The organism is Streptosporangium sp. NPDC001559 (assembly GCF_042893955.1).
Taxonomy (GTDB): Bacteria; Actinomycetota; Actinomycetes; order Streptosporangiales; family Streptosporangiaceae; genus Streptosporangium.
The window spans coordinates 102,083-122,108 of sequence record NZ_JBIAVG010000019.1 but is presented as its reverse complement, the minus strand read 5'-3'; the positions used below and the strand labels follow the sequence as shown (position 1 = coordinate 122,108).

The 20,026-nt window shown below is 71.3% G+C and carries 18 protein-coding genes, 1 pseudogene and 1 riboswitch; of the genes and pseudogenes, 11 read left to right on the top strand and 8 right to left on the bottom strand.

Annotated elements, in window-relative coordinates; all coding sequences use genetic code 11:
* Positions 1-36: 36 nt before the first annotated feature.
* On the top strand, positions 37-522 hold the full coding sequence (locus tag ACFYY8_RS34800; protein WP_390048453.1) for a MarR family winged helix-turn-helix transcriptional regulator: 486 nt from the start codon (positions 37-39) through the stop codon (positions 520-522).
* Positions 523-685: 163 nt separating this feature from the next.
* Here ACFYY8_RS34800 and ACFYY8_RS34795 read toward each other — a convergent pair whose 3' ends face one another.
* On the bottom strand, positions 686-1,837 hold the full coding sequence (locus ACFYY8_RS34795; protein ID WP_390048451.1) for a tyrosine-type recombinase/integrase: 1,152 nt from the start codon (positions 1,835-1,837) through the stop codon (positions 686-688).
* A gap of 149 nt (positions 1,838-1,986) precedes the next feature.
* Between ACFYY8_RS34795 and ACFYY8_RS34790 the strand changes: the two genes are divergently transcribed.
* The 3 genes from ACFYY8_RS34790 to ACFYY8_RS34780 all read left to right on the top strand — a co-directional run bounded on the left by ACFYY8_RS34790 (position 1,987) and on the right by ACFYY8_RS34780 (position 3,951).
* Positions 1,987-2,289 (top strand): hypothetical protein, encoded by a 303-nt coding sequence (locus ACFYY8_RS34790; RefSeq protein ID WP_390048449.1) that lies wholly within the window; start codon positions 1,987-1,989, stop codon positions 2,287-2,289.
* A gap of 220 nt (positions 2,290-2,509) precedes the next feature.
* A complete protein-coding gene (locus tag ACFYY8_RS34785; RefSeq protein WP_390048447.1) occupies positions 2,510-3,064 on the top strand; it encodes an RICIN domain-containing protein in 555 nt (184 codons plus the stop codon).
* Positions 3,065-3,132: 68 nt separating this feature from the next.
* Positions 3,133-3,951, top strand: coding sequence for a peptidylprolyl isomerase (locus ACFYY8_RS34780; protein ID WP_390048445.1), 819 nt, complete (start codon positions 3,133-3,135; stop codon positions 3,949-3,951).
* 70 nt (positions 3,952-4,021) lie between these two features.
* Here ACFYY8_RS34780 and ACFYY8_RS34775 read toward each other — a convergent pair whose 3' ends face one another.
* Positions 4,022-4,357, bottom strand: a complete 336-nt coding sequence (locus ACFYY8_RS34775; RefSeq protein WP_390048443.1) for a hypothetical protein — start codon at positions 4,355-4,357, stop codon at positions 4,022-4,024.
* A 91-nt stretch (positions 4,358-4,448) separates the two neighbouring features.
* On the opposite strand from ACFYY8_RS34775, the gene ACFYY8_RS34770 reads away from it, so the two are divergent.
* Positions 4,449-5,780 (top strand): serine hydrolase domain-containing protein, encoded by a 1,332-nt coding sequence (locus ACFYY8_RS34770; protein ID WP_390048441.1) that lies wholly within the window; start codon positions 4,449-4,451, stop codon positions 5,778-5,780.
* A gap of 44 nt (positions 5,781-5,824) precedes the next feature.
* Here the strand turns inward: ACFYY8_RS34770 and metH are convergent, their stop codons facing one another.
* Positions 5,825-9,463, bottom strand: a complete 3,639-nt coding sequence (metH, locus tag ACFYY8_RS34765) for a methionine synthase (RefSeq protein WP_390048439.1) — start codon at positions 9,461-9,463, stop codon at positions 5,825-5,827.
* A 16-nt stretch (positions 9,464-9,479) separates the two neighbouring features.
* Positions 9,480-9,556, bottom strand: a riboswitch (S-adenosyl-L-homocysteine riboswitch).
* 253 nt (positions 9,557-9,809) lie between these two features.
* Here metH and ACFYY8_RS34760 point away from each other — a divergent pair.
* Positions 9,810-10,268 (top strand): RNA polymerase sigma factor, encoded by a 459-nt coding sequence (locus tag ACFYY8_RS34760; RefSeq protein WP_390048437.1) that lies wholly within the window; start codon positions 9,810-9,812, stop codon positions 10,266-10,268.
* 6 nt (positions 10,269-10,274) lie between these two features.
* On the opposite strand, the gene ACFYY8_RS34755 is transcribed toward ACFYY8_RS34760, so the two are convergent.
* The 3 genes and pseudogenes from ACFYY8_RS34755 to ACFYY8_RS34745 all read right to left on the bottom strand — a co-directional run bounded on the left by ACFYY8_RS34755 (position 10,275) and on the right by ACFYY8_RS34745 (position 11,716).
* Positions 10,275-11,045, bottom strand: coding sequence for a hypothetical protein (locus tag ACFYY8_RS34755; protein ID WP_390048435.1), 771 nt, complete (start codon positions 11,043-11,045; stop codon positions 10,275-10,277).
* Positions 11,014-11,160, bottom strand: a pseudogene (locus ACFYY8_RS34750) (zinc ribbon domain-containing protein); the annotation flags it as partial. The gene ACFYY8_RS34755 and the pseudogene ACFYY8_RS34750, both read right to left, overlap by 32 nt.
* A 55-nt stretch (positions 11,161-11,215) precedes the next feature.
* On the bottom strand, positions 11,216-11,716 hold the full coding sequence (locus ACFYY8_RS34745; RefSeq protein WP_390048433.1) for a hypothetical protein: 501 nt from the start codon (positions 11,714-11,716) through the stop codon (positions 11,216-11,218).
* A gap of 471 nt (positions 11,717-12,187) precedes the next feature.
* On the opposite strand from ACFYY8_RS34745, the gene ACFYY8_RS34740 reads away from it, so the two are divergent.
* From ACFYY8_RS34740 to ACFYY8_RS34725, 4 genes are read left to right on the top strand one after another with little or no spacing between them, the layout of a single operon-like run.
* On the top strand, positions 12,188-12,607 hold the full coding sequence (locus ACFYY8_RS34740; protein WP_390048431.1) for an ArsR/SmtB family transcription factor: 420 nt from the start codon (positions 12,188-12,190) through the stop codon (positions 12,605-12,607).
* A gap of 52 nt (positions 12,608-12,659) precedes the next feature.
* Positions 12,660-13,478, top strand: coding sequence for a transporter substrate-binding domain-containing protein (locus tag ACFYY8_RS34735; protein WP_390048429.1), 819 nt, complete (start codon positions 12,660-12,662; stop codon positions 13,476-13,478).
* A gap of 23 nt (positions 13,479-13,501) precedes the next feature.
* Positions 13,502-14,149 carry an amino acid ABC transporter permease gene (locus ACFYY8_RS34730; RefSeq protein WP_390048427.1) on the top strand — a complete coding sequence of 216 codons (648 nt, stop codon included), beginning with the start codon at positions 13,502-13,504 and terminating at the stop codon, positions 14,147-14,149.
* On the top strand, positions 14,146-14,946 hold the full coding sequence (locus tag ACFYY8_RS34725; RefSeq protein ID WP_390048425.1) for an amino acid ABC transporter ATP-binding protein: 801 nt from the start codon (positions 14,146-14,148) through the stop codon (positions 14,944-14,946). Before ACFYY8_RS34730 ends, ACFYY8_RS34725 begins: the two co-directional genes overlap by 4 nt.
* Positions 14,947-15,017: 71 nt before the next feature.
* Here ACFYY8_RS34725 and ACFYY8_RS34720 read toward each other — a convergent pair whose 3' ends face one another.
* Together ACFYY8_RS34720 and abc-f are read right to left on the bottom strand one after the other, a co-directional pair.
* The gene (locus ACFYY8_RS34720; protein WP_390048423.1) at positions 15,018-15,971 is read right to left on the bottom strand and encodes a phosphotransferase; all 954 of its coding nucleotides are present in this window, start codon (positions 15,969-15,971) and stop codon (positions 15,018-15,020) included.
* Between the two features lie 68 nt (positions 15,972-16,039).
* Positions 16,040-17,683, bottom strand: a complete 1,644-nt coding sequence (gene abc-f, locus ACFYY8_RS34715) for a ribosomal protection-like ABC-F family protein (RefSeq protein WP_390048421.1) — start codon at positions 17,681-17,683, stop codon at positions 16,040-16,042.
* A gap of 380 nt (positions 17,684-18,063) precedes the next feature.
* Here abc-f and ACFYY8_RS34710 point away from each other — a divergent pair, with 380 nt between their 5' ends.
* A complete protein-coding gene (locus tag ACFYY8_RS34710) occupies positions 18,064-20,022 on the top strand; it encodes a GTP-binding protein (protein WP_390048419.1) in 1,959 nt (652 codons plus the stop codon).
* Positions 20,023-20,026: the final 4 nt, after the last annotated feature.

Below are 20,026 nucleotides of genomic sequence, written 5' to 3'. Positions count from 1 at the left end.
TTGGAGAGCATGCACCATGGAAGGAGAGCCGCACCCATGACCGCCACGGACCCCGCGCTGACCGCCCTCGCCAACGGCTGGGCCGCCCTCTACCTCCTGGCCGGCCGGATCGAGGCGCACATCGAGCGTGCCCTTCAGGCCAAGCACGACCTGAGCGTGCGCGAGTACTCGCTGCTCGACGTGCTCAGCCGCCAGCACGACGGCGAGGGCGGGCACCTGCAGATGAAGCAGGTCGCCGACGCGGTCGTGCTTAGCCAGAGCGCCACCACCCGCCTCGTCACCCGGCTGGAGGACCGCGGCCTGCTCTCGCGCTACCTCTGCGCGACCGACCGCCGCGGCATCTACACCGATGTGACCGGGCCCGGCCTGGAGCTCCTGGAAGCGGCCAGGCCGACCAACGAGGCCGCCCTCCGGGAAGCGCTGGACGAGGCCGCCAAGAACCCCGAGCTGGCCCCGCTGGTCGCCACCGTCGAGGAGATGAACATGTCGCGACGGCTCCCGGAGCCCGCTGCCACACGCTGAGCGCGACGCCCTCTGACCAGCTCGGACACTCTACTTTGCGTCTGGTGACACCAACCCGAGCGCCGGGCACGCACCTGTTGCCGGCACCACGGCGGCGGCTGGCACCGGGTCTCAGCGAATGAGATCCGGCTGGTGCGCCGAGGCCACCGCGCCGGTTCCGGAGTCACAGGCCGACACCGCGCATGGGGTTGTCGCGCCATTTGTCGGCGGTGCGGATGTAGCCGTGCACCACCGGGGATTTCTCCGACCAGCGGCCGTGCCGGGCGATCGCCGAGACCGGCGCCCCGGCCTTGGCCGCGGCGGTGGCGCCGCCGGCGCGCAGGGAGTGCGCGCTGAACGTCTCGGCGTTGGGCAGCCCGGCCCGGACGGCGGCGCGGCGCACCAGCAGGTTCAGGCCGTGCCCGCTCATTCGTTTCACGGCCTTGCCCGCCGCGCCGACGGTGCCGGTGAGGTGGCCGTGCCGGTCGACGCCGCGCAGCAGCGGCCCGGCGAGCACGCCGCGCTCGGCCAGGGCGGTGATCCAGGCCTGCACCACCCGGACCGGGCAGGTCTCGGTGTGGGAGCCGTAGGGCAGCGGCACGGTCTCGCCGATGGCGTCCTGGTCGGTCTTGGACCGGCCGATGAACACCTCCAGCCCGTCGCCGGTGAGGGTGATGTCGGCGATGTTCAGCGCGGTCAGCTCCGAGCGGCGGCCCATCAGCGCGAACCCGAGCACCAGGGCGGCGCGGTCGCGCAGCCCGGCCAGGGTGTCGGATGCGGTGGCGTCCAGCATCCGGCGCAGGATGTCGAGTTCGGCCGGGGGCGCCTTGCGGGTGCGCTGCCCGGCGTCGGCGCGCTGACGGCGGTAGGCGCGCAGGGCCAGCCGGGCCGGGCGGGCGTCGGCGGCCAGTCCGGCGAGCTTGTGCCGGGACTGGACGCACGCCAGGGCCCGTTCCACGGTCGACGGCGCGGGCAGCGTCCCTTTACGGGTGGGGGTGGCGGCCAGGTGGGTGACGTACTCCGCCAGCGTCTCGGCGGTGGCCGGCAGCGGGGTGCGCCCGTGCGTCGCGCACCAGGTGGTGAACGCGCTCCAGTCGCGGGCGTAGGCGCGGCCGGTGGTGGCCGCGAACCCGTCGGCGACCCGGGCCCGCGCCGCCGGGGACAGCGCCCGCTCGACGTCGGTCTCGGAAGGGCCCGCCGGGACGGCGGCCGCGAAGGACGTCTCCCGGTGCCGGGCGGGCAGCACGGTTCCGGCAAGGGGTTCCGGACCGACATCGGGACCGTGGTCCGGTTCGAGGGCGGGGAGGGGGTCGGAGGGGTCGGAGGGGTCGGGCACCGGGTTCTCCGCGGGGTCGGATCGATCATGATTTTTGGGTTGCGATAAGGCATGTTATCGCAACCCATGGTCTCATGATCGCGAATTTCTTGGAAACCTTTCTAGAAGCCGCTTCTTGATTGTCCTTCTAAAAGAACTACCTTGAAGGCATGCCTAAGAGTGAACCTCGCCTGATCCCGACAGGTACGTGCTGGTGTGGATGCGGAACCGAGGTCGGCCTCGGCTCCTTCTTCTCCCAGGGGCACGACAAGGTCGCAGAAGCCGCCCTCTTGGCGGCCCGGTACGACAACTCCGTCGCCCGACTCATCGCCCACCACGGCTTCGGCCCCGAGAACGGTGTCCGCGAGGCGGCTGTGGAGAGCGGCTACTGGGAGGCCTGCCCCGAAGCGAGCTGCGGCTACCTCGGCACCCCCGCCAGCATTCGTCTCCATCGCAAGAAGACGCAGCATTGAGGGGTGCCGGCAAGAAACGCGTCACCAGCCCCAAACGAGCGCGTTATGCCTGCTCGGGACACCGACATCCCGCACCCCAGAGGGCGGCTGGACCATGACAGGTCAAACGGTGTCACCCGTGAGGACTGTGTGACCCGGCGGGACGAAGAAGCCCCTCCCAGGAGAGCGCACGAAAAGTATCCGAGTGGCTACTTTATGTGACACCACGGAGGTGATTCCCATGCCCAGCACCAGCCAGATCGTGTGCGTGGCGGCCATGCTCATCGCGGCCGTGCTGATCTGCGCGCCCGCCGCACACGCCGACCCCCCGCAGACCAACCGGGAGCTCATCAACCGGATGGACGGCGGCCGTCTCGCCGTCCTCGGCGACAGCCTCGCCGACGGCGCCGAGGCGATCGCCCTGCGCCACCCCCGGTGGAGATACCGGACGGTCAAATGGACCTACACCGTCAAGGACGACGGCTACTACGTGTTAAAGAACGAGGCCGCCAACAAGTGCCTGCAACCGGTGACGGGCCTTCCGAAGGAGGCCGACAAGGTGGTCGTCCGAACGTGCAACGGCTCGCCCCTGCAGGACTGGTCACGCCGCCCCGAGCAAGGTGACTCCGACCAGCGCACCGGCTGGGCCGCCTACCGCCCCCGACTCAACACCACACTCGCGCTGACCCTGGACTCCTACCAGGGGCCCGGCAGCTGGGACACCCTCCACCTCGCCCGCGACCAGAACTCGACCGACCGGCTGTGGCGGTTCCTGCGTGAGGACGAGACCTGGTGACCACCCGGCCGACAAGAGGCGGCACCCTTGACGGCGCCGGTCAGATCGATTAGACCTCAGGGGTTCTGTTGATCACCCCCCAGGAGGGCACCATGTCCGACAGCGCGTTGTTACGATTCGCGGCCCGCGCCGCACTGGCCGCCGCGACGGCCGGCTCCCTGGTCGCGCTCAGCTCCCTGCCCGCCTCCGCGGCCACCGACCCGGCCGCGCCCTCGGCCACCGACTCGGCCGCGAACCAGGCCGGGGGCAGGCCGCCGAGGCCGACGAACGGGCCGTGCCACTACACCCCGACGCCGGACGACCCCGCCGTACGGCGTGTGCCGCTGCCGCCGGACCCGCGCCGCACCCCCACCAGGACGGTCACCACGACCCTCAGCACCAACCACGGCCGGATCGGCCTGACCCTCAACGCCGCCAAGGCGCCCTGCACGGTGCAGAGCTTCGTGCACCTGGCCAGGCACGGCTTCTACGACTTCACCGGCTGCCACCGGCTGACCGCCTACGACCGCCTCAAGGTGCTGCAGTGCGGCGACCCCGGCTTCACCGGTGAGGGCGGCCCCGGCTACAAGTACAAGGACGAGCTGCCCACCGACCTGCCGCCGTGGCCCGGTGACACCACCGGCACGCGCAAGACCTACGCCCGCGGAGTGCTGGCCATGGCCAACGCCGGGCCGGACACCAACGGCAGCCAGTTCTTCCTGGTCTACGGCGACTCCGGCCTGCCGCCCAACTACACGGTCTTCGGCACGGTCGACGCGGCGGGCCTGGCCGCCCTCGACCGCGTCGCCGCGGGCGGCATCCAGCCGACGCCGGACGGCCCCACCCCGCCGGTCGACGGTAAGCCCGTCCTTCCGGTGAAGATCCGCCACGCCCAGGTCTGGCACTAGTCTCCGTCGTCCGCGCGGTCCGCGGGTGCCCCTCCATGCGGGCGTCACCGGCGGACCCCGGCACACGGCCTCAAACCCTGATGACGTCACCCCGAGACTCCGGGAACAGTGACGAGAGGAGACCGCCGTCGTCCACGTGGACGACGACACGCATCTCCCCTTCCGCCTCGTCCTGCCAGAAGGCCCTTGCGACGACCATCCAGGTCTTCCCCTGTTCGTCCACATACCTTTCGCGGACGCTCCTGCCGAGAAGCCTCTCCCTGACGTCGGGTGCGGGTTCACCGGCCCAGTGTTCGAGCTTTTCCACGGCTATGGCTCTGGCCTTCGATCGATTCACCTGTCTCCTCGCCTCCCAAGGCTCGGGGAACCGGCCGAGCGCCTCCGGCGTGCGGCCCTGGAAGATCATGCCTCTCGCTCTGGCTGCCGGACGAACCAGGCGCCGGAAATGGTGGAGGCCGACGAAGCCTCCTTGCTCCCGTCGTCAGCAGGATGGGTGAATGGCTGACCTCACCCACCTGCGGAACCTGCTCGACAGTCAGGCGAAAGCCCTCCAGGTCCCCGGCGCAGCCGTCGGCGTGATCGTCGACGGCACCGAGCACGTCCTCACCACCGGCGTCGCCAGCGTCGACGCCCCGGCCCCCGTGACGGGCGACACGCTGTTCCAGATCGGCTCGACCACCAAGACGGTCACCGCGACGGCGATCATGCACCTCGTCGAGCGCGGCCTGCTCGACCTGGACGGACGGGTACGGCGTTACCTGCCCGACCTGCGGCTCGCCGACGAACAGGCCGCCGAGGAGCTGACCGTCAGGCACCTGCTCACCCACACCGGCGGTTTCCTCGGCGACATCGACGACGGCGACAGCTGGGGCGCCGACGCCCTGGCGGCCTCGATCACCACCTACGACCGGCTGCCCCAGCTCTTCTCACCGGGGCGGCTCGCCTCCTACAGCAACGCCGGGTTCAGGCTGCTCGGCAGGATCATCGAGGTCGTGTGCGGCAAGCCGTACGAGACGGCGATCGGCGAGATCGTGCTCACGCCCCTGGGAATGGACTCCAGTTCCTTCTTCCCCTGGGAGGTCGCGACCCGGCCGCACGCCGTCGGCCACGTCGTCCGGCCGGACGGCCTGCACGTCGCGCACACCTGGGGGCTGTTCCGCGAGGGCATGCCCGAGGGGGGACTGGTCTCCTCGGTGCGCGACCAGCTCCGCTACGCCGCCTTCCACCTGGGCACGGGCACCGTGGACGGCCAGGGGCCGGTCGGAGCCACGACCAGGGAGCTGATGCAGCGGGAACACGTCCACCTCGGCGCGCCGTGGAGCGGCATCGGCCTGCCGTGGCTGCTCGAGGAGCGGGCGGGCCTGCGGCTGGTCACCCACGGCGGCAACATCGGCAACCTGCAGCTGTCGTCGTTCGTGCTGGCCCCCGAGCACGGCTTCGCCGTCACCACGCTCACCAACTCGGCGCCGGGCAAGGCTCTGGGCTCGCTGGTGACCGACTGGTGCCTGGAGCACCTGCTCGGCGTGCCGTCGCAGGCCGTACGGCTGCCGCTGGGTGAGCCCGGGCCGGAGTACGCGGGCAGCTACGACGCCGGGCAGTGGGCCCTCGAGGTGGACGAGAAACTGACGGTGCGGTTCGTGCTGCGGCCCGAGCTGGTGGCCGCGGGGGTCGAGGGCATACCCGACATGCCGCTCGCGCTGGTCGAGGGCTCCGACGACCTGACGATCGCCGCCGACCCCAAGCAGGTCATCGGCCGTTTCCTGCGGGACGACGCGGGTGGGATCGCCTTCCTGCACCTGGGCGGCAGAGCGGCCAGGCGCGTCCGCTGATCCGTGCCCCGAGGGATCGGGGCACGGACCGTGAAGCGGATGGATCAGGACTCGGGCTCGTAGGCGAGGTTCGGGCGCAGCCAGCGCTCGGTCTCCTCCTGGCTCATCCCCGTACGGCGCGCGTAGTCCTCGACCTGGTCGCGGCCGAGCCGTCCGACGGTGAAGTAGCGGGCGTCGGGGTGTGCGAAGAGCAGACCGCTGACGCTCGCCGCCGGAGTCGTGGCGTACGACTCGGTCAGGACCATGCCGTGCGACTCCGCGCCGAGCAGGTCGAACAGCGTCCGCTTACGGGTGTGGTCGGGGCAGGCCGGGTATCCCAGCGCGGGCCGGATGCCCCGGTACCGTTCGGCGTGCAGGTCCTCGAGGACGGGCTGGGAGTCCGGCTCGAACCAGGAACGACGCGCCTGCAGGTGGATCTGCTCGGCGAACGCCTCGGCCAGACGGTCGGCGAGCGCCTTGACCATGATCGCCTGGTAGTCGTCGTGGTTCTCCTCGTAACGGGCCGCCAGCTCCTCCGCGCCGTGCACGGCCACCGCGAACCCGCCGATGTGGTCCCCGGAGGGCGCCACGTAGTCGGCGAGGCTGCGGTTGGGCCGCCCCTCGGGCTTGAGCGTCTGCTGACGCAGCATCGGAATCCTGACGCCGCTCTCCAGCACCAGGTCGTCGCCCTCGGAGTGCGCCGGCCAGAAGCCGTAGACGCCCTCCGGCCGCAGCGAGCCGTCGGCGATGATCTGGTCGAGCAGCCGCTGCCCGTCGTCGTACAGGTCACGGGCGGCGGGCTGCTCAAGGATCGCCGGGAAGGTGCCCTTGAGCTCCCACGCCAGGAAGAAGAAGCGCCAGTCGATCATCTCGCGCAGCTCGGTCAGGCTCGGCCTGACGACCTTCAGCCCGGTGAACTCGGGGACGGGCAGCCCGTCGAACACCGGGCGTTCGGCGTTCGCGCGGGCCTCCTCCAGGGTCAGCATCGGCTGGCGCCTGCGGTTCTCGTGCGCCTCCCGCAGCGCCTGCTGCTCCTCACGGTTGGCGGCGTCGAGCGCCTCCGCCCGCTCGGCGTCCAGCAGGTCGGAGACCACCCCGACGACCCGGGAGGCGTCCAGGACGTGCACGACCGTGTTGGTGTAGGCGGGGGCGATCCGTACGGCCGTGTGCTGCCTCGAGGTGGTCGCGCCCCCGATGAGCAGCGGCAGCTTCAGGCCACGCCGCTCCATCTCGGCGGCGACCGAGACCATCTCGTCCAGCGAGGGGGTGATCAGCCCGGACAGGCCCACGGCGTCGGCGCCCTCCGCGACGGCCGTGTCGAGGATCTTCGCGGCGGGCACCATGACGCCCAGGTCCACGACCTCGTAGTTGTTGCAGCCCAGGACCACCCCGACGATGTTCTTGCCGATGTCGTGGACGTCGCCCTTGACCGTGGCCAGCACGACCTTGCCCTGACCCTTGCGGGTCTCCACCTTCCCGGCCAGCCGGGCGCGCTCCTTCTCGGCCTCCATGAACGGTTCGAGGTAGGCCACCGAGCGCTTCATCACCCGGGCGCTCTTGACGACCTGCGGCAGGAACATCTTGCCCGAGCCGAACAGGTCACCGACGATCTTCATGCCGTCCATGAGCGGGCCCTCGATGACCTCAAGGGGGCTCGCGGCGATCTTACGGGCCTCCTCGGTGTCCTCCTCGACGAAGTCGGTGATGCCGTGCACCAGCGCGTGCGCGAGGCGCTCGGCGACGGGCTGCTCCCGCCACGACAGGTCGACCTTGCGCTCGGTGCCGCTGCCGGAGACCGTCCGCGCGAACTCGATGAGCCGGTCGGTGGCGTCCTCCCGGCGGTCGAACAGGACGTCCTCGACGTGTTCGAGCAGGTCGGCGGGGATGTCGGCGTAGACGGCGAGCTGCCCGGCGTTGACGATGCCCATGTCCAGCCCGGCCCGCACGGCGTGCAGCAGGAACGCCGAGTGCATCGCCTCACGCACCACGTCGTTGCCGCGGAAGGAGAACGACAGGTTGGAGATGCCGCCGGAGGTGAGCGCGCCGGGGCAGCGCTCCTTGATGCGCGGCAGCGCCTCGATGAACTCCTTGGCGTAGCCGTTGTGCTCGCTCATGCCGGTGGCGACGGCCAGCACGTTCGGGTCGAAGATGATGTCCTCGGGGGCGAAACCGACCTGCTGCGTCAGCAGGTCGTAGGCTCGCCCGCAGATCTCGACCTTGCGGTCGGCCGTCTCGGCCTGCCCCTGCTCGTCGAAGGCCATGACGACGACGCCCGCGCCGAAGCTCTTGACCTTGCGAGCCTGTTCGAGGAAGGGCTCCTCGCCCTCCTTGAGGCTGATGGAGTTGACCACCCCGTTGCCCTGGACGCACTTGAGCCCGGCCTCCAGCACGCTCCACCGCGAACTGTCGATCATCACGGGGATCTTGGCGATCTCCGGCTCGGTCGCGATGAGGTTGAGGAAGGAGGTCATGACCTGCTCGCTTTCGAGCAGGTCGGCGTCCATGTTGACGTCCAGCAGGTTGGCCCCGCCCCGGACCTGCTCCAGCGCCACGTCGGCGGCGGCGTGGAAGTTCCCGGCCTCGATGAGACGGCGGAACCGCGCGGAGCCGGTGACGTTGGTGCGCTCACCGATCATGACGAAACCGGTGTCCGGGCCGATCTCGAAGGTCTCCAGGCCGGAGAAGCGGCTGCGCCTGGGCGGAGTGGCGACCTGGCGCGGCGCCCGCCCGGCGACGATGCCCGCGATCTGCTTGATGTGCGCGGGGGAGGTGCCGCAGCAGCCGCCCACCAGGTTGACCAGTCCCTCGGACGCGAACTCGCCGAGCAGATGCGCGGTCTCCTCCGGCGTCTGGTCGTAGCCGCCGAACGCGTTGGGCAGGCCGGCGTTGGGGTGCGAGGCGGTGTAGGTGCCGGAGAGCTTGGCCAGTTCCTCCACGTGCGGGCGCATCTCCACGGCGCCCAGCGAGCAGTTCACCCCGACGACCAGCGGCTTGGCGTGCTTGACCGAGTTCCAGAACGCCTCGACCGTCTGGCCGGACAGGGTGCGCCCCGACAGGTCGACGATCGTCACCGAGATCCACAGCGGCAGGTCGGGCGCGACCTCCTGGGCGGCGGTGATCGCCGCCTTGGCGTTGAGCGTGTCGAAGATCGTCTCAACGAGGAGCAGGTCGACGCCGCCGTCGGCCAGCGCCGCGATCTGCTCGGCGTAGGAAGCCTTGACCTGGTCGAACGTGACGGCCCTGTAGGAGGGGTCGTCCACCCGGGGCGACAGCGACAGCGTGACGTTCAGCGGCCCGACCGATCCGGCGACGAACTTCCCGCCCGCCTCGTCGGCGGCCTGACGCGCCAGCCGCGCGCCCTGCAGGTTCATCTCCCGCACGTGCTCCTGCAGGCCGTAGTCGGCCTGGGCGATGCTCGTGGCGGTGAAGGTGTTGGTCGTGGTGATGTCGGCCCCGGCCGAGAGGTACTGCCGGTGCACGTCGAGAATGAGGTCGGGCCGGGTGATGTTCAGCAGGTCGGGATCGCCGGTGACGTCCATCTCGTGGTCGTTGAACCGGTCACCCCGGTAATCCTGCGGGGTGAGCTTCGCGCCCTGGAGCATCGTGCCCCACGCGCCGTCGAGCACCGCGATCCGCTGGTCGAGGATGTCCCTCAGCCGCTGCGTACGCTCCGCACGCGTCTCGACCGGCGCTGTCTTCTCCACTTCGAGGCCTCCCTTCAGCTGGGAGGCGCCCTTGTTCGAATGGTGCGGGCCGAGCGTGGCGGGCGTGAGCCCGTTGCAGCGCCTCTCGACCTGAGAGCCAATCTTACTCACGCCTCAAGACGTTCTGTGATCCGATGTGCCGCGGGACGAATCCCCGGAAAGCGACCGCTGTACGTCTCACCGCAGGTTGGCCGTGGCGGACGGCCGGTGACGTGACGGTAAGGGAACAATCTTGAACCCTTCGGCCCCCGGGAGAGCGTCTCCCACCGGGACGGTCTCGCAAGAGGTGACGCGGATCACAGGAACCCGGCGGGGGCGGCGGACAGGTACGGGTGTGGAACGAACAATGCGTAGCCGGCTCAGAGCCGGTGACCCGGCGGCTTTCAGCGAGCTGTTCGGCGAACACGCGCAGACGATCTACCGCTACGCCGCCCGGACCACGGGGGACCGGACGGCGGCGGAGGATGTGGTGTCGCTGACCTTCCTGGAGGCCTGGCGGCTCCGCGGGCGGCTGAGGCCCGACGGCGACGGCGTCGGGCCGTGGCTGTTCGGCATCGCCACCAACGTCATGCGCAACACCGCCCGCGCCGCCCGCAGGCACCGCGCCGCGATGTCCCGGATACCGGTCCGCGACACGGTCCCCGACCTCGCAGAGGAGGTCGTCGACAACGCCGAGGAGGCCGAGCGGATCGTCGCCGCCCGCGCGGCGCTGACCGCGCTCGGCGACACCGACCGGGGCAGGGCGGGAACCCTCATGAGCTCCAGCGCCGTCATGTCCCAGACGGTCACCGACCAGGCGGGCTGACCCCGCTCAGGAGGACGCGGCCGGTACGGCGCGCCCTCCCCGGATCAGGGGAAGGCCCGCGCCCAGGCGCTCACGCAGCGCCTCGGAGCGCACGCCGATCTCGGCGAAGTCGTCCGGCCCCGGCTCACCGTCCACCAGGACCTCAGGGACCATGAGAGCCGAGAGCGGGACGTCGGGGCCGGGGTCTTCGAGGCCGCCTGCTCCCAGGTCCGTGAGATCCAGGTAACGGGGGGCGAGCACCCTGCCCCGCAGGGTGCCGGCGACCAGGTCGGGACAGAACTCGTTCCAGAGGATCGTCACCGCCGTGCGCAGGTCGCCGTGGACCTTCACGAGCTTGTCGGTCCAGTTGCCCACGAAGGTCTCGACCTCGACGTCGCCCAGCACGACGAGCTTGACGTCCCCCTCCAGCAGGACGTTGGCGGCGCGCAGGTTTCCCAGGACGACCAGCGCGGCGGCCCCGTCGTCGACGTTGACGATGTTGCCCTCGACGGTCAGGTCGCCGTCGATCACGTAGCCCGTCGCCTGGTCGGGGGTGTCGGCGCACCACGGGGAGCCGTCGTGGTCGTCGAGGGAGAGCTCCCCGGTGACCAGGGCGGCGCCGGGATGCAGGATGTACTCCTCCTCGTAGAGGTCACGGTAGGTCTCCCGGGCAAGGCCGCGCCGCTCGAACAACTCGACCGCGGCGGCCCAGGACAGGTAGCTGCTCGACGTGGCTCCTCCGTTCCCTGGAGGGAGCGGCTTCTCGCTACACCGCTTGCGCGGACCGGCGAAGGACAAGCCCTGCCCTCAAGATGTTGACCGCCGCGTTCACGTCGGCGTGCGCGGTGTGGCCACACACCATACAGGCGAACCCGGCCCGGGTGAGGCGGTGCTCCTTCGCGCGGTGCCCGCAGGCGGCGCAGGTGGGAGTTCACCGCGAACACACGCCCGATGGCGCGTCGGGCGGTTCATCGCTCGTCGTCGAGGCCCTCAACGTCGACAGGCCGCCTTCCGTTGAACGTCACGAGGATTCCGTAGGGGTCCGCCAGCCGGAGCCTGCTCTCCGTGAAACGGATCGCCCAGGTTTGGTCGGCCCACACGGTTGCTTCGGGAACCGCCAGCGGCAGCTCCGGAAGGTCGAGCCAGCTCAGTTCCTCGGTTGTGAGTCCGAAGTGCGATTCCCGGAGTCGGGTGCGGCAGTACTCCAAAGCCTGGTCGACGAAGACATCGAAGTGGCTCACGACGTCGTGGGCCACATGGAGGGTGGCCTCTTCCGGCGGGGCGGCCGGCTCGATCACCAGACTCATCCCGGTCTCGACCGCGCCTGTCGGCTCCGGGAAGTAACCGGTCCAGCAGGCCGGCGATGGAGGGCTCTCCATCCTTCTCAACACGACCCCGGCGATGCGCACGGTCGCGGGCAGTCTCGCGTCAGCGCCCGAGCTTCTCGTGGGTGCGCCGTTGTCGGTCATCGGCTCAGCGTAGGTCAAGCCCGGTCACGATGATGATCGGCAGCCGAGGCACGTAGCCACTTGCGCCCTCCGACCCAAGCCTTATTCGCGCGGTCTGTTAGGGGCGATCACTGACATCACGTCTCCCCCCACGTGGAGATTTTCCGGGTACGGCGCGGCGGAAGCGCCGTACCCGGAGCGCCGGCTTCGGCCGGGAAGGCGGCCACCACCCGGTCTTTTAAGGGGGCATAGCAGCCTTTTTCATGTGAGACCCTGACGCGACGGAGGCGGTCAATCGAAGGTTGGCCACGAAACACGACATTGCCGGCCTTTTTCGCCATATAACATCCGCAAAATCGCAGTCGAAACACTATGTCAAAACAGGGATAATTGCCGACAAAATCTATTGTTCGCCCACCTGGCCATATCGCCAGGAAATTCATCCGGAACGAAATATGGCGTTGGATGAAAGCGATATCTACGCTTTTTCATATGAGCAGAGCTTCATATGTCTCCGCGGACGAGGGCTGCGCGGTGCGCATGGTCGATCCGGATCGGGTCGGCACGGTCGCCGAGGCGATGCCGGGGGCGGAGTCGATCGAGGAACTCGCCGGGGTCTTCGCGCTGCTGTCCGACCCGGGGCGGTTGCGGGTGATCATCGCGCTGCTCGAGGGCGGGGAGATGTGCGTGTGCGACATCGCCGCGGCGTGCGGCCACAGCGAGTCGGCGGTCTCCCACACGCTGCGCCTGCTGCGCGCCTGTCACGTCGTGCGGGTGCGCCGGTCCGGGCGCATGGCCTACCACCGCCTCGACGACTCCCACGTCCGGATGCTGCTGGACCTCGGCTTGTCCCACGTCGGCCACGCCCTGGACACGGCCCGCGGACACCGGCCTCCGGAGCAGGCCTCATGACCTCGCGCCACGACGACCACTGCGCCGATCCGCACGCCCTGTCGCCGCGCCGATGAGAGGCCTCACCGCCCTCCTGACGGCCCTGGCGTGCCTGCCGGCGGCGGCGTGCTCGGAAGCCGGGGGCGGGGACACGCTGGAGCGGGTGCGCGCGGCGGGTGTGCTGCGGGTCGCCCTCACCGAGACCAATCCGCCGTGGAACTTCCTCGACGAGGGCGGCCGTCCGGCGGGCTACGACGTGGACGTGGCGCGGGAGGTGGCCAGGCGGCTCGGCGTCAGCAGAGTGGAGTTCGTCGGGACCGACTTCGCCAACCTCGTCGGAGGAGTGGTCGCGGACCGCTTTGACATCGTCGTCGCCGGGCAGACGGCCACCGCCGAACGCGGCAGGCAGGTCGCCTTCTCCCGCCCCTACGCCGTCAACCGCATCGCGGTCTTCGTCCGGAAGGGCGATACCTCCATCACCGGGCCCGGCGACCTGGCCGGCAGGAGGATCGCCGTCTCCGAGGGCACCATACAGGCCGACTTCGCCCGAACCCGTGTCCCCGGCGCCGAGGTCAGGACCTACCGCAACGCGATCCTCGGCCTGACGGACCTGGCGTACGGGCGGGCCGACGCCGCGCTGGTCTCCTGGTTCCAGGGCGTCTACCTGGCCACGAGAAACGGGCTTGCGGTGACCGCCGCCGGCCCGCCGCTGCGCGTCTGCGCCCTGTCCATGTCCTTCGACAGGCACTCCCCGGCCCTCCTGCGGGCCGTCGACGGGGCGGTCGGCGACATGATCGGCGACGGCACGCTCACGACCATCTCCCGCCGCCGGCTCGGCGGCCTCGACATGGCGGCCGAACTCCGCGGGACACCGGCCGGCCGGACCGGCTGAACACCCAGAAGGGAACGCGCTCGATGGACCTGCTCTCCCTGCCGATGCCCGGCCTGCTCACCGGTGTGGCCGTCACGCTGTTACTCGGTGTGGTGTCGTTCGTGTTCGGCCTCGTGCTGGGCGGCCTCGTCACACTGGCCAGGCTCTCCCGGCGCCGGCCGCTCAGGGTGGCCGCGATCGTCTACGTCTCGGTGTTCCGCGGCACGCCGCCGCTCGTCCAGCTCATGCTCGTGTACTTCGGGCTTCCCCAGCTCGGCGTGAGGCTGCCGCCCGTCCCGTCGGCGATCCTGACCTTCAGCCTCTACGCGGGCGCCTACCTGAGCGAGAACCTGCGCGGCGGCGTCCTGGCCGTCGACGACGGCCAGTGGGACGCGGCGGGTTCGATGGGGATGTCCCACGGCCTGGCCCTGCGCCGGGTCGTCCTGCCGCAGGCGCTGCGGGTGGCCACCCCCGCGATCGGCGGCCGGTTCATCTCGCTGATGAAGGACACCTCCCTCGCCTCGGTGATCACGGTGGTCGAGCTGACGCGCGTCGCGGAGACCGCGGGCAGCTCCTCCTTCCGCTACGTCGAGGCGTTCACGCTCGCGGGCGCCGTCTACTGGCTGATCAACACCGTTCTCTCCGCAGGGCAGGAAGCGCTGGAACGACGGCTGGGGAGGGCCTACGCATGAGCGGGAGCGTCGCCATCGACGTGCGGGGGCTGCACAAGCGCTTCGGTGGTCTGGAGGTGCTCAGGGGCGTGGACCTGACCGTGTACAGCGGTGAGGTCGTGGTGATCATGGGGCCGTCCGGGTCGGGCAAGACGGCCCTCATCCGCTGCCTGAACCTGCTCGACGAGCCCGACGCGGGCAGCGTCACCGTGCACGGCACGACGCTGAGCTATCCGGCGCGGGGGCAGAGCCGTTCGAGGAGGCGCCTGGTCCGTGACATCCGCGCCCGGACGGCCATGGTGTTCCAGCACCTCAACCTCTTCCCGCACATGACCGTCCTGCAGAACGTCGTCGAGGGCCCGATCTCGGTACGGCGTCTGCCCCGCTCCTACGCCGTCGAGATGGGCGAGCGTCTGCTGGCCCACGTCGGCCTGGACGACAAGCGTGACGAGTACCCTGCGCGGCTGTCCGGGGGGCAGCGGCAGCGGGTCGCCATCGCCAGGGCGCTGGCCATGGAGCCGGAGGTCGTCCTCCTCGACGAGCCGACCTCCGCCCTGGACCCGGAGCTGGGCGCGGAGGTGCTGCAGACCATCCGGAGCCTGGCGGCCTGCGGCATGACCACGGTCGTCATCACCCACGAGATCCCCTTCGCCAGGGAGGTCGCCGACCGGGTGGTGTTCATGGACGCCGGCCGCATCCTTGAGGAGCAGTGTCCGAACGTCTTCTTCGGCGCCCCCGCGACCGCCCGCGCGAGATCGTTCCTGCGTCTCATGTCCGAGGACGGCGGGCCCCGTCCCGGCCTTGGGAAAGCAGGGTGACGGAGGAACACACACCGTCCACCGGGCGATCGAGAGGGCGACCCTGGCGCTGAACGGCGACCGGCCCGGTGTCAGCCGTTCACGCCGCCGGCGAAGGGTGTCGTGCGCCAATGGTCGACGGCGGGTTCGAGGTAGCCCATCAGCTCGGGCAGTTGCGGGACCAGCGTGAGGGTGGCGATGACCCGCAGCATGCCCAGGGCGTTGACGAAGGCGAGGACCTCCTCGTTGAGCGGTCTCATGCCGTTACGCCGGGCGCCCCGGTTGTAGGCGGCCTCGTACTCGGGTCCCAGAACGGCCAGGTCCCACTCGACGGGCCCCAGCGTGACCAGCTCGAAGTCGGCGTAGAGGTCGCCGTCCACCGCGTTGAAGATGTTCGCGGGCGGGGAGTCGCCGTGGATGGGCTGGAGGTCGACGCCGGGGAACCGGGCCTCGAAGGCGCGGCGTGAGCGTACGAGGGGTTCGAGGAGCCGCCATTCGCGGCGGGCCCGGCCGAGTTCGGCCGCTCCGATCAGGCCGGGATGCCGGTCGAGCAGGGCGAGGCCGTCGGTGATGAACCGGGGGTCGGCGGCGGACAGGAACTCCAGGCGGCGGCCCGGGTAGGCGCGCAGTGCCGCGTGCAGGTCGGCGACGCTCTCGGCGTTCGCCGCGTAGTCGGGTTCCTTGTCCCGGGCTTTCTCGACGAACGTCCAGAACGTCATCGAGAACCCGCCGCGTCGCACGGGTTCGCGCGGCACGAGCGGGCTGGGCGCGATCACGGGGATCGCCTGGTCGGCCAGCCACCGTGTGACATCCAGTTCGTCCCGCTGGCGGCGCGCGAGGGCGGCCAGGTCGTCGGGGCGGGGCAGGACGGTGGGAACCCGGGCCACGACCGGGGAGGGCGCCAGGTGGACGACGACCGAGAAGACGTCGTGGAGCACCGTGGGGCCGGTGACGGTCAGGCCGAGCCCGCGCCCGGCCGTGACGGCCGCCTCGACGGCGGCGGCGGTGCGGTCGGCGCGCTGCTGCGGCGTCAGGAAGGTGGTCATGAGGAGTCCCTTGTTTCGGCGCGTCGATGGGTGTCAGGTGATTCGGGGCGAGGCAGGCCGGGACCGGGTCAGCGTCTGCGGCCGGCGTGCAGTTCCAGCCGCTCGGCTTCGAAGCGCGCCTGGAAGCCGCGGTCGTGCGAGACCGCGACCACCGCCCCCGGGTACGTCGCGAGCGCGGCCTGAAGGTCCTCGACCAGGTCGAGTGCGATGTGGTTGGTCGGCTCGTCGAGGACGAGGAGGTCCGCGGGCCGGGTCACCAGGGTCGCGATCTGCAACCGTCGCCGCTGCCCCGCGGACAGGGCGGTGACCGGGACGTGCAGGTCCTCCTCCCGGAACAGGCCCAGGGACAGGAGCCGTTCGGCGTGCTCGTCCGGCGGCCCGGGCCGTGCCGCGGCGAACGCGGCGAGCAGCGGCAGCCGCGTGGCGGGCTCGGGCGGTTCCTGGGCGAGGTAGCCGATCCGGGCAGGGCGGCGCGCCGTGCCCGCGTCCGGCTGCAGGTCACCCGCCAGGACGCGAAGCAGCGTCGACTTGCCCGCGCCATTCGCACCCGTGACGAGGAGGCGCCCTCCGGGTTCGATCGCCAGGAGCCCGTCCAGACACAGCCGTTCCCCGACCCGCACGTCGTCGAGCTCGGCGAGGGGGCCCTGAGCCGGGCCGCCGGCTGCCGGCGGCGGCGCCGTGGTGAACCGGAGCGGTACCGGCGGCTCCGCCACCGGGTTGCGCCGCAGCCAGTCCAGGCGCTCCCGCACCGAACGCACCTGCCCGCCGAGCTTCGCCTCGCTGGAGCGGCGGTACTTGCCGAAGCCCTGCCTCGGGTCGCGGCCGGTGGTGGCCAGCCTTCTGCCCGCGGCCTTGAGCAGTTCCTCCGCGCGGGCCACCTCCTGCGCCCAGTCCGTGTACCGCTGCTGCGCGCCACGCCGGGCGGCGGCCTTCGCGGCGCGGTAGCCGGCCCAGCCGTCGCCGTACCGGTGCACGGCGTGCTCGTCCCGGTCGACCTCAAGGATCGTGGTGGCGATGCGCTCCAGGAAGCCCCGGTCGTGGGTGACCGCGACGACGGTGCCGCGGTGCGCGCGCAGGTGCTCCTCCAGCCAGTGCACGGCAGCCGCGTCGAGGTGGTTCGTCGGTTCGTCCAGGAGCAGCAGTTCGGGGGCGGCGGCCAGGACGCAGGCGAGCGCGAGCCGGGACCGCTCGCCACCGGACAGCGAGCCGAGCGGGCGCCGCCGGGCGATCCGGGCGAGGCCGAGCCCGTGCATCGCGGCGTCCACCCGGGCGTCCGCCGCGTATCCGCCGCGTCGCTCGTATGCGACGAGCAGTTCGCCGTACGCGGCGAGCTGCTCGTGCGACGCGTCGGCGAGGGACTCCTCCGCGGCGCGGAGCCCTCGTTCCATGTCGCGCAGTTCGGTCAGGGCGAGGTCGACGGCGTCCTGCACGGTGCGGGCCGTGTCGAGGCCGAGGGTCTGGGCGAGGTGACCGACGCCGCCCGGGAAGGCGACGGTGACCTCCCCGGTGTCCGGCGTCTCCGCTGCGGCGAGCAACCGCAGCAGGGTGGACTTGCCGGAGCCGTTCTCACCGACGACGGCGGCCTTCTCGCCCGGCCGGACGGTGAAGGAGACCTGGTCGAGGACGGTCCGGGTGCCATAGGACTTGGTGACGTTCTTGACGGACAGCTGTGCCACGGCGGCAGGCGTGACGGTATGGGCGCGGTCGCGCATATGACTTTCCCTGAGTATGCGAAGGGTCCACGGGCGGCGAAGACGGCGGCGTCGGCCGTGCCCGGACTCAGACGAAGAAGAGGAAAGCCATGCCTTCACCATAACAAGACGAATCACCTCGCCTCAATTCATATGTGCCGTGACGTGCGCCGGGACCCTTGCCCGCCGTGGTGAGATCGCCGAGGTGAGGCCGCAGGCGCGCAGGTCCCGACGCCCGCACCCCCGCCCTCCGGAGGCCGGAAATCCGGTTGCGCGTCCCGGACGCCCGGGTGGCATCATGAGGCGGTCCGGCACACCGATCGGGGAGAAAGCAATGCGGCGAGTCTTCGGAACATCTCAGCCCCTTTTCCGGACGAGAGTTTTCGAGGACTTCTCCAAGCATGCCCACCGTGAACATCGGTCTTCTCGCCCATGTGGACGCCGGTAAGACCAGCCTGACCGAACGTCTCCTCTTCGACACCGGGGCCATCGGGCGCCTGGGCAGCGTCGACGAGGGAAGCACCCAGACCGACAGCGGCGACATCGAGCGCAGCCGCGGCATCACCATCCGTTCCGCGGTCGCCCCCTTCCGGGTCGGTGACCTGCAGGTCAACCTGATCGACACGCCGGGGCACGCGGACTTCGTCGCCGAGGTCGAGCGTGCGCTCGGCGTGCTCGACGGCGCGGTGCTGCTGCTGTCGGCCGTCGAGGGGGTGCAGGCGCACACCCGGGTCCTGATGCGCGTCCTGCGCGGGCTGCGGCTGCCCACCCTGATCTTCGTCAACAAGGTCGACCGCCCCGGCGCCCGCCCGGAGGAGCTGCTCGAGCGGATGCGCCGCACGCTGTGGCCGTACCTGCTGCCCATGGCGTCGGTCGAGGGCGCCGGTACGGCGGGCGTGCGGGTGAGGCCTCTGCCGCCGCACGACGCGCGGGCGGCGGAGATCCTCGCCGAGCACGACGAGAGGCTGCTCGGCGACCTCGTCGCGGGCCGCACCCCCGGGGCGGCGCGGCTTGAGGCGGCGGTGGCCGGGCAGAGCGCGGCGGCGGTGCTGTACCCGGTGTTCTTCGGGTCGGCGCTGGGCGGCCAGGGCGTCGGCGACCTCGTCGAGGGGATCCGCCGCTACCTGCCGGTGCCGCCCGCGGCGGGCGGCCGGGCGCAGGGGACGGTCTTCGCGATCGAGCCGGGGCCCTCGGGGGAGCGGGTCGCCTACCTGCGGCTGCGCTCGGGTGAGCTGCGCGCCCGCGAGCGCGTCACCTACCGGCGCCGCGAGCCGGGCGGCGGTACGGCCGAGCGCACCGAGCAGATCACCGCCCTGCGGGTCGTCGCGCCCGGCGCGGCCTCCCCCGGCGGCGGGCCGGTCAGGGCGGGCGACATCGCCAGGGTGCGCGGACTGTCGGGTGTCCGTGTCGGCGACCGGATCGGCCCGCCGCCGCCCGGCTCCGACGGCGCCTGCTTCCCGCCGCCGAGCCTGGAGACGCTCGTGCGGCCGCCGCAACGGCACCAGGCGGCCCGGCTGCGCGCCGCGCTGGTGCGCCTGGCGGATGAGGACCCGCTGATCCAGGCGCGCGTCACCCCGGACGGGGCGACCTCGCTACTGCTGTACGGGGAGGTGCAGAAGGAGGTCATCGCGGCGAGGCTGGAGCGGGAGTTCGGGGTGGGGGCCGTCTTCGAGCCCTCGACGCCGGTGTACACCGAGCGGCCCGCGGGGACCGGGGCGCTCTTCGAGGAGATGAACCACCGGCGCGGGGTGCCCGACTTCTGGGCGACGGTCGGGCTGCGGGTCGAGCCGGGCGCGCCGGGTTCCGGGGTGACGTTTCGGCGCGAGGTCGAGCTGGGCGCGCTTCCCGCCGCCTTCGACCGGGCGATCGAGGAGAGCGTGCACGAGACCCTGGGGCAGGGCCTGTACGGCTGGCCGGTCACCGACTGCGCCGTCACCCTGACCCACAGCGGCTTCGGCGGGCCGGTCAGCACGGCGGCGGACTTCCGCGGCCTGACCCCGCTGGTCCTCATGGGCGCGCTGCGCCTGGCCGGGACCCGGGTCTACGAGCCGTGTCACTCCTTCGAGCTGGAGATCCCCGCCGAGGCGCTCGGCCCGGTCACCGCCCGGCTGGCCGCGCTCGGGGCACGGCTGCACGGGTCGGCGGCCCGGGACGCGGCCTGGTCGGTGAAGGGGGAGATCCCGGCCGGGTCCGTCCACGTGTTCCAGCGTGAGCTGCCCGGGCTCTCGCACGGTGAGGGGGTGTGGTGGTCGGCCCCCGGCGGGGACCGGCCGGTGAGCGGGCGCCCGCCCGCGCGTGAGCGCTCCGGCGGCGACCCGCTCGACCGGGAGGCCTACCTGCGTCATCTCGCGGGCAGGTGAGCCG

Excerpts from the sequence above, each read along its gene's own strand:
- ACFYY8_RS34800 (WP_390048453.1), top strand. The coding sequence starts at position 37 with ATGACCGCCACGGACCCCGCGCTGACCGCCCTCGCCAACGGCTGGGCC.
- ACFYY8_RS34790 (WP_390048449.1), top strand. The coding sequence starts at position 1,987 with ATGCCTAAGAGTGAACCTCGCCTGATCCCGACAGGTACGTGCTGGTGT.
- ACFYY8_RS34785 (WP_390048447.1), top strand. The coding sequence starts at position 2,510 with ATGCCCAGCACCAGCCAGATCGTGTGCGTGGCGGCCATGCTCATCGCG.
- ACFYY8_RS34775 (WP_390048443.1), bottom strand. The coding sequence starts at position 4,357 with ATGATCTTCCAGGGCCGCACGCCGGAGGCGCTCGGCCGGTTCCCCGAG.
- ACFYY8_RS34770 (WP_390048441.1), top strand. The coding sequence starts at position 4,449 with ATGGCTGACCTCACCCACCTGCGGAACCTGCTCGACAGTCAGGCGAAA.
- ACFYY8_RS34760 (WP_390048437.1), top strand. The coding sequence starts at position 9,810 with ATGCGTAGCCGGCTCAGAGCCGGTGACCCGGCGGCTTTCAGCGAGCTG.
- ACFYY8_RS34745 (WP_390048433.1), bottom strand. The coding sequence starts at position 11,716 with ATGACCGACAACGGCGCACCCACGAGAAGCTCGGGCGCTGACGCGAGA.
- ACFYY8_RS34740 (WP_390048431.1), top strand. The coding sequence starts at position 12,188 with ATGAGCAGAGCTTCATATGTCTCCGCGGACGAGGGCTGCGCGGTGCGC.
- ACFYY8_RS34735 (WP_390048429.1), top strand. The coding sequence starts at position 12,660 with ATGAGAGGCCTCACCGCCCTCCTGACGGCCCTGGCGTGCCTGCCGGCG.
- ACFYY8_RS34730 (WP_390048427.1), top strand. The coding sequence starts at position 13,502 with ATGGACCTGCTCTCCCTGCCGATGCCCGGCCTGCTCACCGGTGTGGCC.
- ACFYY8_RS34725 (WP_390048425.1), top strand. The coding sequence starts at position 14,146 with ATGAGCGGGAGCGTCGCCATCGACGTGCGGGGGCTGCACAAGCGCTTC.
- ACFYY8_RS34720 (WP_390048423.1), bottom strand. The coding sequence starts at position 15,971 with ATGACCACCTTCCTGACGCCGCAGCAGCGCGCCGACCGCACCGCCGCC.
- abc-f (WP_390048421.1), bottom strand. The coding sequence starts at position 17,683 with ATGCGCGACCGCGCCCATACCGTCACGCCTGCCGCCGTGGCACAGCTG.
- ACFYY8_RS34710 (WP_390048419.1), top strand. The coding sequence starts at position 18,064 with ATGCCCACCGTGAACATCGGTCTTCTCGCCCATGTGGACGCCGGTAAG.